This is a genomic window from Duganella fentianensis, from assembly GCF_964031615.1.
In the GTDB taxonomy this organism is placed as follows: Bacteria; Pseudomonadota; Gammaproteobacteria; order Burkholderiales; family Burkholderiaceae_D; genus Rugamonas; species Rugamonas fentianensis_A.
The window spans coordinates 1-12,682 of sequence record NZ_CAXIQN010000005.1 but is presented as its reverse complement, the minus strand read 5'-3'; the positions used below and the strand labels follow the sequence as shown (position 1 = coordinate 12,682).

Sequence of the window (12,682 nt, the reverse complement as noted above, 5' to 3'; positions counted from 1 at the left end):
GGCAAAGTGTCGGTGTCAGGTCGGGCATTGGTGCATTCCTTGAGATTACTCAAACTTCTGCACATTGCCCGACCTGACGCCTGCACATTGCCCGACCTGACCCCATAAAAAAAATCGCCTGGCGAAGCAGGCGATCTCTGGGAGCTATCCGTGCAGCTTAGGCAGCGGCTTTTTCGTCGCGCAACTGGCGACGCAGGATCTTGCCCACGTTGGTCTTCGGCAGCTCGTCGCGGAACTCGATGTACTTGGGCTTTTTGTAGGCCGTCAGTTCATGCTTGCAGAAGTCCAGCAGCTGGTCCGCCGTCAGGGCCGGATCTTTGCGCACTACGAATAGCTTCACGGCTTCGCCCGAATGCTTGTCCGGCACGCCGATGCAGGCTACTTCCAGCACGCCCGGATGGGAAGCAATCACGCCTTCCACTTCGTTCGGATAGACGTTGAAGCCGGAGACGATGATCATGTCCTTCTTGCGGTCGACAATGCGGGTGAAGCCGCGTTCATCCATCACGCCCACGTCGCCCGTCTTGAAGAAGCCATCTGCCGTCATCGATTTGGCCGTTTCGTCGGCACGGTTCCAGTAACCAGCCATCACCTGCGGACCACGGACAGCGATCTCGCCGGCCTGACCCAGCGGCAGTTCCTTGCCATCGTCATCGAGAATGCAGATGTCGGTCGATGGAATCGGCAGGCCGATAGTGCCAGTGAACTCCTTGATGTCGATGCGGTTGGCCGTTGCCACTGGCGAAGTCTCGGACATGCCGTAACCTTCAATGATAGGAGTGCCCGTCAGCTTCAGCCAGCGGTCGGCCACGGCCTGTTGCACTGCCATGCCTCCACCGTTGCAGACCGAATAGGAAGAGAAGTCCAGCTTGGCGAAGTCAGGGTTGTTGAGCAATGCGTTGTACAGCGTATTCACAGCGGGGAATACGGCCACCGGATACTTGGCCAGTTCTTTCACAAAGCCGGGAATATCGCGCGGATTCGGAATCAGCAAGTTCAGGCCGCCCATGCGCGTGCCCATGAAGGCGCTCACGGTCAGCGAATAGATGTGGTACAGCGGCAGCGCGCAGACGAACACCAGTTGCTGATTCTGCTGCTTGAACTGCAACCAGGCTTCATTCTGCAGCACGTTGGCAATGATGTTACGGTGCAGCAGCACCGCGCCCTTGGAGACGCCCGTGGTACCGCCCGTGTACTGCAGGAAGGCGATATCCTCGAGGCCCTGTTTGACCGGCTCCAGCTTCAGGCGCGCGCCTTCGGCTAGCACGCGCTTGAACGACACGGCCTGCGGCAGTGAATATGCCGGCACCATCTTCTTCACTTTGCGCACCACCAGATTCACCAGCGCGCCTTTGAAAGTGCCCAGCATATCGCCCATGGTGGCCACGATCACATGCTTGACCTTGGTATGCGCTACCACCTGCTCCACCGTGGTGGCAAAGTTTTCCAGCACGATGATGGCTTCCGCACCGGAGTCCAGCAGTTGGTGCTGCAGTTCGCGCGGCGTGTACAGCGGGTTGACGTTCACCACCGCATAACCGGCACGCAAAATGGCTGCCATCGCTACCGGATACTGCAGCACGTTCGGCAGCATGATGGCAACGCGCGCGCCTGCATGCAGGCCTTTGCTTTGCAGCCATGCGCCCATCTGCTGCGACAGCTTATCCAGCTCGCGGTAGGTGAGGAACTTGTCCATGCACACATACGCATTGCGGTCGGCGTATTTGCTGAACGCTTCTTCCAGCAGATGGGTCACCGAGCGGTACTGGTTAACGTCGATCTCGGCAGGAACGCCTTCCGGGTAGGACTTGAGCCAAATCTTTTCCATGTGTTATGCAGCTTTCTGGTTCTGGCCGGGCGCTTCATCACGCAGCATGCGCCGCAGGATTTTCCCGACATTGGTTTTGGGTAGCTCCTCGCGGAACTCGATATATTTCGGCTTTTTATAGCCGGTAAATTGTTCTTTGCAGTAGGCCATCAGGTCTTCCTGCGTCAGGTTAGGATCGCGCTTCACCACGAAGACTTTCACGGCTTCGCCCGAGTGTTCGTCCGGCACGCCGATGCAGGCGCACTCCAGTACGCCGGGGTGGGCCGCAATCACGGCTTCCAGTTCATTCGGATAGACGTTGAAACCGGATACGAGAATCATGTCCTTCTTGCGGTCGACGATACGCACATAGCCGTTCTCGTCCATCACACCCACGTCACCCGATTTGAAGAAACCGTCCGGTGTCATCACCTTGGCGGTTTCGTCAGGACGATTCCAGTAGCCCGCCATCACCTGTGGACCACGAATAGCGATCTCGCCCGACTGGCCCAGGGGCACAGGGTTGCCGTCGTCATCGAGAATGGCGATATCGGTCGATGGCACAGGCAGGCCGATGGTGCCGGTAAACGCAGGGCTATCGGCGCGGTTACAGGTGGCAACCGGCGATGTCTCGGACAAGCCATAGCCTTCGATAATCGGCACGCCTGTGGCCTTCAGCCATTTGTCGTTGACCGTTTTCTGCAGCGCCATACCACCTGCGTTACAGATCTTCAGGCCTGAGAAATCCAGCGCCGCAAAGCCGGGGTGATTCACCAGCGCGTTGTACAGCGTGTTCACGGCCGGCAGCATATTGAATTTGTACTTGTGCAGCTCTTTGATGAAGCCGCCGATATCGCGCGGATTCGGAATCAGAATATTCAGTGCGCCCACACGGGTGCCCCACATAGCGCAGGCGGTCAGCGCGAAGATGTGATACAGCGGCAGCGCGCAGACGATGGAAATCTGTTCTTTCACGGAACCCAGCGCCGGCACCGACCACGCTTCCGTCTGCAGCAAATTGGCCACCACATTGGTGTGAGTCAGCGTGGCGCCTTTGGAGACACCCGTGGTGCCGCCCGTGTACTGCAGGAAGGCGGGATCGCTGGCTTCCAGCGCCACCGGCGTCAGCTTCATACCGGCGCCCTGTGCCAGCGCATCCTTGAAGCGCACGGCATTCGGCAGCGAGTAGGGCGGCACCAGTTTCTTGACGTTGCGCACCACGAAATTGACCAGCATGCCTTTCAGGCCGCCCAGCATTTCGCCCATATTGGCCACGATGATGTGTTTGACAGGCGTGCGGGTCAGCACCTGCTCCAGCGTGGTGGCAAAGTTCTCCAGCACGATGATGGCTTCGCTACCCGAATCGTTGAGCTGGTGTTCGAGTTCACGCGGCGTGTACAGCGGATTGACGTTGACCACGGTGTAACCGGCACGCAGGATGGCAGCAATGGCAATCGGGTATTGCAGCACGTTCGGCATCATGATGGCCACGCGCGCCCCTTTTTTCAGGCCGCGGCTTTGCAGCCATGCACCCAGACGTTTGGAGTACAGATCCACCTCGGCATAGCTGAGGTATTTATCCATGCACACATACGCCTTGCGATCTGCAAACTTGTGGAAGGACTCTTCCATCAGTTGCACCAACGAACTGTATTGACTTGCGTCTATCTCTGTCGGCATCCCGGGCGGGTAAGACTTCAACCAGATTTTTTCCATGCTGTGCCTCGTGTCTCGTGATCGTTATAAGGGTTCCGGCGCACAGTGCCGGTACGGGTGCCGGTGTGTCGTCTATGCGCACTTCCGGAGCCTACTTATGTCGATGCTATCGGGCAGCAAGCTCAGACGCAAGCGCATTTAACCACATTTGAACACCCCTTCTAACGGGTATTTCTTGCTGCATCGCAGCATCATTTTGCTGGTTCTACGCCTGAAACCGATTGCGGCGCGATGTCGGCATGCAGCATTACAGGAGGACTCAGTTGCTGCAAGCGTTGCTGACGTTGAGGCAAATCAAGAGATGCCAGATTTTGCACTGCACCATAAAATCGAACGAACGTTCGTTCTTGCTTTAGGAGATTGCGGAAAGCAGGCAACAGTTCGTGGTAAGTTCCCACTGCGCTCAGGTGGGCGTTATTCAGTGGCTCGGCAAACCAGCGGTCATAACCGACATAGCCACCCCAGCTCATTTTCAGTTGCTGATACTGGTCTTGCAGGTGCTGGAAGATGGCCGCTTTGCGCATCCGTTTGTGGCGTGCGCTGGTCTTTTCAGCATAGAGCTGTTCGAGCATGTTGCGGTGCGTTAGCAACAAGCCAAGAAAGGCCTGACGGCGCGCGTTGTACTGCACGTATGCGGCGCGCATGGCCTCGTTGCCATACAGTGCCAGCCAGCGTTCCAGCCCGGCTTCTTCGACAGCCGTGGCAAAGCTTTCGTTAAACGTGCTATCGCCCGCCACATACACCACCTGATGCGCCAGTTCGTGGAAGATCATACGTGCCAGTTCGGCATCGGAATAATGAATGAAGGTCGATAGCAGCGGATCGCTGAACCAGCCTAAGGTGGAATAAGCAGGCACGCCGCCCACCTGCACATCCCTGCCCTCGGCACGCAAGCCCTCGGCAAACGCCTGTGCGTCATCCTTGCTGTAGTAGCCCCGATAACTGACACAGCCAGCGATGGGAAAACACCAGCGTAAGGGCTCCAGCGAGAATTCCGGCGTGGCCACCACATTCCACAAAACAAACGGGCGGCTCAGCGCAGCATAGTTGCGGTAGCTGGCATTGTCGGGTAGCCCCAGTTCGTGCACGGCGAAACGCCGTATCAGCAGGGCTTTTTCCAGCCGCGCCTTGAGTTTGGGATCGGTCGCGGGATCGCCCAGCCAGTCTTCGATGGGCCGAGCATCAGACCATAGCGCATACTGGCCTTGCGCTGCCTGCACGTAGTACTGCAACTGGGCGCAACCAGCCAGCCCCAGCAATAACAAGCCTATCCGCCAGCGTGCCAGCCAGAGTCTGGCGCGGGCACAGTGGCGGACAGGCTGGAACATACATCACCTTCAGGTGGCGGCTCTTTCGACTTCGACCAGTGTATCGTAAAAGGTGGGCGCACGGCCCATGTCGGTCAGGCGCTGGCTGGTCACTTCATTGGCGTTCTTGCCATCGCGCGCCAGTTTCTTCCACCACACCGACAACCCCACCACCAGACCGGCACGGGCTTTGTCCGTCACGCGTGCCTTGGCGATGAAACTGCCGCGATCATTGAAGATGCGCACCATGTCGCCATCGCTGATGCCGCGTGCCGCACTATCGTCCGGATGGATATCCAGATGAGGCTCGCCTTCGGCCGAACGCAAGCTCTTCACGTTCACAAACGTGGAATTCAGGAAGTTACGGGCCGGCGGCGAAATCATCGCCAGCGGATAGCGCTTGGCCAGTTCCGGATTGCTGGCCACCGATTCATACGGTGCGATATAGGCCGGCAGCGGGTCCAGTCCATCAGCCGCCATGCTGGCCGAATAGAACTCGCATTTGCCCGATGGCGTAGGGAAGCCGCCTTGCGCGAACGGGGCATCCGGCATATTCAGTTTCTGCCAGCCCTTCTGCTTGAGCGCATCCCAGTCAAAGTGGACGGCGCGCGCATCCTGACGGTTAAAGGCCATGGCAGCGAGTTCATCGTCGCTATCTTTGAAGCAGGGATCGCTAAAGCCCATGCGCTGCGCCAGCAGGCGGAATACTTCCGTATTCGGCTTGGCTTCGCCCAGCGGTGCAATCGCCGCATTATTGGCCATCATGTACAGATGGCCGTAGGCGCTGTGCGCATCGACATGTTCCAGCTGGGTAGTGGCAGGCAACACGATGTCGGCATAGTCCACCGTATCGGTCTGGAAGTGTTCCAGTACCACGGTGAACAGATCTTCGCGGGCAAAGCCGGCCATCACCTTGGACGAGTCCGGTGCAATCGCCAGCGGGTTAGCGTTGTAGACGATCACCGCTTCCACTGCCGGACCGAACTCTGGCGAGGCAGCGCGCAGCAGATCGTCGCCGATGGTGGTCATGTTGATGGTGCGTGGCTGCTTGGTCAGCAGGTCGGGCCGCTGCAACGCCGCCTTATTGGTAGGGAAGCCACCGCTGGCCGATAGCTGCACACCACCGGCCGCGTGGCGCCATGCGCCCACCAGTGCCGGCAAACAGGTCAGGTTACGCACCGCCATGCCGCCGCCATGCACGCGCTGTACGCCGTAGTTGGTGCGGATCGCCACCGGCTCACCGGCTTTCGCCATGCCGCCATACAGGCGCGCCAGTTCCACCACTTCCGCCACCGTGATCCCGCAGGTTTCGGCCGTACGTTCGGGCGTCCATTCCGCCACGCGCTGCTTGAGCGCCTCAAAGCCGACGGTGTAGTTGGCGATGTAGTCGTGATCGAGCAAGTCTTCGGCGATCAGCACATGCATCAGCCCCAGTGCCAGCGCCGCATCCGTGCCGGGCAGCAGCGCGATGTGCTGATGGCATTTCTCCGCCGTCAGCGAGCGATACGGGTCAATGGCAATCAGCTTGGCGCCGCGCCGCTTGGCTTCCTGCGCACGGGTCCAGAAGTGCAGATTCGAAGCGATCGGGTTGCCGCCCCAGATCAATATCAGCTTGGCGTTCTGGAACTGTTCAAGGTCGGTGCCGATGGTGGCACCGATGGTGTACTTGTAACCAGTAAATCCGGCCGTCGCGCAGATGGTGCGGTCCAGCAGCGAAGCCCCCAGCTGGTGGAAGAAGCGCGCCGACATCGATTCGCCCTGCACCAATCCCATGGTGCCGCAATAGCTATACGGCAGGATGGCTTGCGGATCGCGCGCGGCGATGCTGCCCAGCCGGCTGGCGATGGTGTCCAGTGCTTCCCCCCAGCTGATGCGCTCGAACTTGCCCTCGCCCTTCTTGCCCACGCGGCGCAGCGGGTACAGCAGGCGCTCCTCGTGGTAAGTGCGCTCGGTATAGCGCGACACCTTGGTGCACAGCACACCGGCCGTGGTCGGGTGGTCGGGATCGCCTTTGACGGCGGTGGCCACGCCATCTTCCACCGTCACCAGCAGCGCGCAGGTGTCAGGGCAATCGTGGGGGCAGGTGGCGCGAACAACTTGTGTGCTTGTCATGTCTTTAATCCGGATTACAGCTTCTGAAACCCGTATCGTAGCCGATTCTGGCCTTGCTGGATTTGTTTGGCTGACAAGGGCTACAATGGCTGTTCTCGCTGCCCACGAGGCAGGCGAACCAAATACTGGAGACGCAGATGAAATTAGTTGATCCCATCATTGCATTTCAAGCGGAAATACAGCAGATCCGCCGCGACCTGCACGCCCATCCCGAACTCTGTTACGAAGAACAGCGCACCTCCGATATCGTCGCGGCCCAGTTGACGGCGTGGGGCATCCCCGTGATCCGCGGCCTCGGCAAGACCGGCGTAGTCGGCATCATCAAGAATGGCACGTCAAGCCGCGCGATCGGCCTGCGCGCCGATATGGATGCCTTGCCCATGCAGGAAATTAACACCTTCGCCCACGCTTCGCGCCATGCGGGCAAGATGCACGCCTGCGGCCACGATGGCCACACGGCCATGCTACTGGGTGCGGCCAAGTATCTGGCCGAGCAGCGCAATTTCGATGGCACCGTGTATCTGGTATTCCAGCCGGCCGAAGAAGGCGGCGCCGGTGCGCGCAGCATGATAGAAGACGGCCTGTTCGAGCAATGCCCGATGGACGAGATTTACGGCATGCACAACTGGCCGGGCGCTGCGGCCGGCACCATGAGCGTGACGGCCGGCCCCATGATGGCATCCAGTAACGAGTTCTACGTCACCGTCAAAGGCAAGGGCGCTCACGCCGCCCAGCCGCACAAGGGCATCGATCCTGTGATGATCGCCGTGCAGATTGCCCAGAGCTGGCAGACCATCATCAGCCGGCAGAAAAGCCCGCTGGATACGGCCGTGCTGTCGATCACCCAGATTCACGCCGGCAGCGCCACCAACGTGATCCCCGACGAAGCCAATCTGGTCGGCACCGTACGTACCTTCACCCAGCCCGTACTGGACATGATAGAGCAGCGCATGGGCGAAGTGGCGCAGCATACCGCCGCTGCCTTTGGTGCCGAAGTGGAATTCAAGTTCCGCCGCAACTACCCGCCGCTGGTCAACCATGCCCAGCAGACCCGCTTTGCGGTGGAAGTCATGAAGGAAGTGGTGGGTGCGGAAAATGTCGACGATCAGGTCGAGCCGACCATGGGCGCGGAAGACTTCGCCTTCTTCCTGCAGGCCAAGCCGGGCTGCTACGTCTTTATCGGCAACGGCGAAGGCGAGCATCGCGACGGTGGTCACGGGCTCGGCCCCTGCGTGCTGCACAACGCCAGCTACGACTTCAACGACAATCTGCTGCCTATCGGTGCCAGCTTCTGGGTCAAGCTGGTGGAAAAGGCGCTGGCGCCGGCCTGAGCCTTAAGCTAGCCGATCCGGTGCGTCGCCCAGGCGCACGCCCGGATTGAGCGCCTCTAGTCCCAGCAATCCGGCCGCATGGTCAGCCTGCGGCACTGTCTGCACCAGCGACTGGTAGCGCTCGGTCACCAGCTGCGTAATCGGCAGCTGCAATCCCGCTGCATGTGCGGCCGCCAGAATATTCTGCTGGTCTTTCAACTGTGTCTTGACCTGACCACCGGCAACAAAATTCCGTTCCAGCATACGCTGGCCATGTACATCAAGAATTTTGCTCTCGGCAAAGCCACCGCGGATGGCTGCGCGCATGGCTGCGGGATCGGCGCCTGCCGCCTGTGCCAGCAGCAGCGCCTCCGCCACCACGTTGATGGTGGCGCCCACGATCAGCTGATTGCACAGCTTGGCCACCTGCCCGCTACCGGCCGGCCCCACCAGCGTCGGGCGCCCCATGGCCTGCAGCACCGGAACCGCTTCGTCGAAGTCAGCCTGCGTACCGCCCGCCATGATAGCCAGCGTGCCAGCCGCCGCACCGCCCACGCCGCCCGATACAGGCGCATCGATAAAGCGCCGCCCCTGCGCCGTCAGCAACGCATGGAAAGCTTGCGCTTCATCCTGACGGGTGGAACTCATATCGATCCACAGCGCTTGCGGCGCCAGCGCCGGCAAAGCATCCTGCAGCACGGCACCCACCACAGGCCCCGCTTCCAGCATCGAGATGACGATGCCTGCGCCCTGTACGGCACTGGCCAGATCCGGCGCCACCGTTGCTCCCGCTTCGGCCAGCGGCAGCGCCTTGGCCGCCGTACGGTTCCACACCGTCACCGCATGGCCGGCTGCCAGCAAACGCCGCACCATGGGATCTCCCATCAGACCTATACCCAGAAAGGCAATACCTGTCGCCAAAACCCACTCCTGAAATCAACAATTATTCGGATGCCGGAATTATTCTGCAAACACCGGTACAATCTTCTCAGCCGTATAAATTTTAGATACAGCATCACTTCAGTAAGGATACTATGTTCACGAAAAAAGTTTTGGCGTCCGTCGCCACGCTGTTGGCTATGCAAGGTGCATACGCCGCCAATGACCAGCTGGTCGACTCCGTTTCGGTCGATGTTGGCACTGCTGCCAAAGTGCAGATGGTGCGCCTGAGCGCCGCCAAGGACTGGGATGTACGCTGGTTCCAGTCGAATGGCACGCACCTGAGCGGCTACTGGGAACTCAGTGCTGGCGCATGGAAGGAAAGCCAGTACAAGAATATCCCGGGCAATACCGCCCACCTGTGGGATGTCGGCTTCACGCCGGTGTTCCGCTTCCAGAACGATAACAAGAAGGGTCTGTACTACGAAGGCGGCATCGGTGTACACCGCCTGTCCAAACTGTACGACAACGATACCTATCGCCTGTCCACCCACTTCCAGTTCGGTGACCATGTGGGTATCGGCTATGTGTTCGACAACAACTGGGAAGTGGCCGGCAAGATCCAGCACTTCTCCAACGGCGGCTACAAGAAGCCGAATACGGGTGTGAACTTCCTTGAAGTCAAAGCTGCTTACCGCTTCTAAACGCTAACGCCGCAAAGTAAAAAGCCCCTTGAGATCAAGGGGCTTTTTGTTATCAGGACAGATTCGACTCGGCGACGATCTTCCAGTTCTTGCCTTCGCGCGCCCAGTACTGCTTCTTGCGCACGGCATGGCGGAACTTACCGGCCACAATCTGCTGGGTAAAACTGCTGACGATCATTTCTTCCTGACTAGGCTGACGGAAGAAAGCAGAATCTGTCACCGTCACACTGATGTTCTTCACACCGGGCAGGTAACGGTTCTTGTCCAGCCAAGTGCTCAGGTCACCATCATTGGAGGACTTGAAACGGGCCGAATACAGCGAACGCAGCGCCACCTCGTCACGGTTCTCCACATCGCGCCGCCACGTCTCCACCAGCCCGCTGGCCACGCGCAGATCGCGCTCCAGTTGTTCCTTGCTGACGAACTCCACCTGATCACCGATCAGCACCGGCGTCTTGCCCACTTCCACGATACGGGTCAGCAGATTCAGGTCGTCATTGCTGACGACCACACAGCCGTCGGTGGACAGCGGCGGACGGCTGAAGGTTTCGTTCGGCACGCCGTGCACCCATATGCCGGAGCCACCACGGCCCTGTATCTTGTCCCAGTCGTTCGGGTAATCGAGCGGTAACGCCCCCTTGCCATACAGGTCAGGCAGCTTCACGCCGGGCAGACGGCCGATGATGGTGTACACGCCCACCGGCGTACGCATATCACCTTCCTTGAGCTTGTTAATCCCTAACTTGCCCTGACTCACATAGAAGTCCTGCAGCAGGCGGATCTGATCGTTACGGTTCTCGTACAGATACAGGCGCGAATGCTTGGCATCGACAATCAGGGCATGGCGCTGGTCCTTACGCATCTGCAGCAGTGCGCGCGGCAGCAGCGTCGGCGCTGGACGGCCCGGCTCAGCCTGCATACGCACAGTGGCTTCGCGGCGCAGATCGGCCAACTTGGCATCCGTGCCGACGGGCGCAGTCGGCACCATGGCCGCCGCACCCAACGCCGCCACGGGGCGGGTATGCATAAGCAAAATATCGCCACGGATCAGATGACCCAGACGGAAAGTCGGGTAAGCCTCGACAAGAGCATCGGCTTTCTGCTGCGCTGCGCGAAGATTATGCTGGGCCAGTTCCTTGTGGATCTCCGCCAGCATGGCTTCCGGATTGGGCTTCGCGGGCGCAACGGCCCGCGCTGGCTTTCTAGCGGCGTAACTGACTTCGCCAGCCAGCAGGCCGAAAAAAACGACGGACAGCGCAAGGCGCGTCCGCCATGAGGTTTTAAATCTTGAAGTTGACATCAGCTACCCGAGGACTCCTGCTTGATCTGCCATTTTCCACCATTTTTGGTGAGCACGAGCACTTTACGGCTTCTTGCCGTCAGACGATCCGATTCATAGGTCTGGCGGAAGGTAACTTTCGCGGTATTTCCCGTCACCACTACTTCTGGCGAACTGATTTCCACACGGATGCGTCCCTTGCCTTCGATACGGCTACGGCGCTCTTCCGCCCACTGCTTATGGGTCATGCCCTTAGGCGGTTCGAAATCACGGCCATAGTAACCGAGGTAGGAATCCACATTCTGTGCCGCCCAGGCTTTCGCCCAGCCATTGACCTGAGCCAGTACCGCATCGCGTTCACTAGTATCAGGTTTAGCCGGCTTAGGCGCTTCCGGCTTGGCAGGCTTAGGCGGTTCGACTTTGACAGGCTCCGGTTTAGCGACGACTGGCGCAGGCGCAGGCTTGGCAGGCTCGGTCTTAGCCAGCACCGGTACTGGCAGCGGCACAGGCACCGCTGGCTTGGCAGCAGGAGCAGGGGCAGGCGTCGGCGCGGGAACGGGCGCCGGAGCCGGTGCTGGTTTAGCCGCAGATGGAGCTGGTGCTGGTGGCGTCACCGACAGCGCAGGAATCCGCGTCAGCATGGTGTTCTTGCCGCTATCTGCCGGAATCTGGGAAATCAGCGGCGGTGCAGCAGGACGCCCAGCCTGCGCCACTTGCGGCGCAGGTGCCGGTGCAGCGGCTGGCGCAGGTGGGGCGGGTATCAGTTCAGGCCCATTGCCTTTGGCGCCGGTGGTGCTGGAGAAGCTGCGCAACAGCGTGAGGCGCGATTTCGCCGGCGTATTATTAGCGCCCAGTGCCAGCGCCTTATCATAAGCCTGACTGGCCATCTTGCCATACACGTCACCCAGATTTTCATAGGCCGTCATATAGCTGGGATTGGTGCGGATGGCTTTTTCCAGCGCGATGCGGGCCTTGTCATACTGACCACTGGCGGCATACAGCACTGCCAGATTGTTATACGGCTCCGGGAGATCTTTGTAATCTTCGGTTAGTTTGGTAAAGACGGCGATCGCCTCTTCGGACTTGTTCTGCTCCGTCAGCAATACGCCTTTCATGAAGCGCATCTGCGGATCGGCCGGATGTTTGGCCAGATATTCGTTGGCTTTGCTCAGTGCTTCTACCACTTTGCCAGCCTTGGCCAGCTTACCTACATCAGCGATCTCGTCAGCATAGGCTGGCGCAAACAAACACAGGGATGCCACGATACCAGCGGCAGTCAAAGCACGGTACAGCGCTGTCTTATTTTTCATCAGGATAGAAAGCAAGCACGAAAGTCCACATGGTACACCTTTAGTTTCTCTAACTCAAAATCTAGAGTGTTAATACCATGTGTTTTTTGCTACACAAATGCAAAAACCCCCACCTGCACTGTATGCGATCAATTCGCATATGGCGGTGGGGGCTTTCTTAATAACTAGCTTGACGATAACCTACTTTCACACTGGTTGCAGCACTATCATCGGCGCAGAGTTGTTTCACGGTCCTGTTCGGGATGGGAAGGGGTGGGA

10 protein-coding genes are annotated in these 12,682 nt (G+C 59.3%); 3 read left to right on the top strand and 7 right to left on the bottom strand.

The window, feature by feature from the left end; genetic code table 11:
• Positions 1 to 157: 157 nt before the first annotated feature.
• From ABNT42_RS02595 to ABNT42_RS02580, 4 genes are all read right to left on the bottom strand, one after another.
• Entirely contained in the window at positions 158 to 1,828 is a 1,671-nt protein-coding gene (locus ABNT42_RS02595) for a long-chain-fatty-acid--CoA ligase (protein WP_348693630.1), read from the bottom strand.
• 3 nt (positions 1,829 to 1,831) lie between these two features.
• Positions 1,832 to 3,523: a long-chain-fatty-acid--CoA ligase gene (locus ABNT42_RS02590; RefSeq protein WP_348693627.1), complete on the bottom strand. Its 1,692-nt coding sequence runs from the start codon at positions 3,521 to 3,523 to the stop codon at positions 1,832 to 1,834.
• 191 nt (positions 3,524 to 3,714) lie between these two features.
• Positions 3,715 to 4,851, bottom strand: a complete 1,137-nt coding sequence (locus ABNT42_RS02585; protein ID WP_348693625.1) for an aminopeptidase — start codon at positions 4,849 to 4,851, stop codon at positions 3,715 to 3,717.
• Between the two features lie 9 nt (positions 4,852 to 4,860).
• On the bottom strand, positions 4,861 to 6,942 hold the full coding sequence (locus tag ABNT42_RS02580) for a molybdopterin oxidoreductase family protein (protein ID WP_348693623.1): 2,082 nt from the start codon (positions 6,940 to 6,942) through the stop codon (positions 4,861 to 4,863).
• A 137-nt stretch (positions 6,943 to 7,079) separates the two neighbouring features.
• On the opposite strand from ABNT42_RS02580, the gene ABNT42_RS02575 reads away from it, so the two are divergent.
• The gene (locus ABNT42_RS02575) at positions 7,080 to 8,273 is read left to right on the top strand and encodes a M20 aminoacylase family protein (protein ID WP_348693620.1); all 1,194 of its coding nucleotides are present in this window, start codon (positions 7,080 to 7,082) and stop codon (positions 8,271 to 8,273) included.
• 3 nt (positions 8,274 to 8,276) lie between these two features.
• Here ABNT42_RS02575 and ABNT42_RS02570 read toward each other — a convergent pair whose 3' ends face one another.
• The gene (locus ABNT42_RS02570; protein ID WP_348693617.1) at positions 8,277 to 9,173 is read right to left on the bottom strand and encodes an NAD(P)-dependent oxidoreductase; all 897 of its coding nucleotides are present in this window, start codon (positions 9,171 to 9,173) and stop codon (positions 8,277 to 8,279) included.
• Between the two features lie 158 nt (positions 9,174 to 9,331).
• On the opposite strand from ABNT42_RS02570, the gene ABNT42_RS02565 reads away from it, so the two are divergent.
• Positions 9,332 to 9,835 carry an acyloxyacyl hydrolase gene (locus ABNT42_RS02565; protein WP_348693615.1) on the top strand — a complete coding sequence of 168 codons (504 nt, stop codon included), beginning with the start codon at positions 9,332 to 9,334 and terminating at the stop codon, positions 9,833 to 9,835.
• A gap of 52 nt (positions 9,836 to 9,887) precedes the next feature.
• On the opposite strand, the gene ABNT42_RS02560 is transcribed toward ABNT42_RS02565, so the two are convergent.
• The gene (locus ABNT42_RS02560; protein ID WP_348693612.1) at positions 9,888 to 10,862 is read right to left on the bottom strand and encodes a L,D-transpeptidase family protein; all 975 of its coding nucleotides are present in this window, start codon (positions 10,860 to 10,862) and stop codon (positions 9,888 to 9,890) included.
• Here ABNT42_RS02560 and ABNT42_RS02555 point away from each other — a divergent pair.
• Entirely contained in the window at positions 10,857 to 11,111 is a 255-nt protein-coding gene (locus ABNT42_RS02555) for a hypothetical protein (RefSeq protein ID WP_348693609.1), read from the top strand. The genes ABNT42_RS02560 and ABNT42_RS02555 overlap by 6 nt on opposite strands.
• Positions 11,112 to 11,134: 23 nt before the next feature.
• Here ABNT42_RS02555 and ABNT42_RS02550 read toward each other — a convergent pair whose 3' ends face one another.
• On the bottom strand, positions 11,135 to 12,424 hold the full coding sequence (locus tag ABNT42_RS02550; protein WP_348693607.1) for a tetratricopeptide repeat protein: 1,290 nt from the start codon (positions 12,422 to 12,424) through the stop codon (positions 11,135 to 11,137).
• Between the last annotated feature and the right edge of the window lie 258 nt (positions 12,425 to 12,682).

Excerpts from the sequence above, each read along its gene's own strand:
- ABNT42_RS02560 (WP_348693612.1), bottom strand. The coding sequence starts at position 10,862 with ATGCATACCCGCCCCGTGGCGGCGTTGGGTGCGGCGGCCATGGTGCCG.
- ABNT42_RS02555 (WP_348693609.1), top strand. The coding sequence starts at position 10,857 with ATGCATAAGCAAAATATCGCCACGGATCAGATGACCCAGACGGAAAGT.
- ABNT42_RS02575 (WP_348693620.1), top strand. The coding sequence starts at position 7,080 with ATGAAATTAGTTGATCCCATCATTGCATTTCAAGCGGAAATACAGCAG.
- ABNT42_RS02550 (WP_348693607.1), bottom strand. The coding sequence starts at position 12,424 with ATGAAAAATAAGACAGCGCTGTACCGTGCTTTGACTGCCGCTGGTATC.
- ABNT42_RS02565 (WP_348693615.1), top strand. The coding sequence starts at position 9,332 with ATGCAAGGTGCATACGCCGCCAATGACCAGCTGGTCGACTCCGTTTCG.
- ABNT42_RS02595 (WP_348693630.1), bottom strand. The coding sequence starts at position 1,828 with ATGGAAAAGATTTGGCTCAAGTCCTACCCGGAAGGCGTTCCTGCCGAG.
- ABNT42_RS02585 (WP_348693625.1), bottom strand. The coding sequence starts at position 4,851 with ATGTTCCAGCCTGTCCGCCACTGTGCCCGCGCCAGACTCTGGCTGGCA.
- ABNT42_RS02580 (WP_348693623.1), bottom strand. The coding sequence starts at position 6,942 with ATGACAAGCACACAAGTTGTTCGCGCCACCTGCCCCCACGATTGCCCT.
- ABNT42_RS02590 (WP_348693627.1), bottom strand. The coding sequence starts at position 3,523 with ATGGAAAAAATCTGGTTGAAGTCTTACCCGCCCGGGATGCCGACAGAG.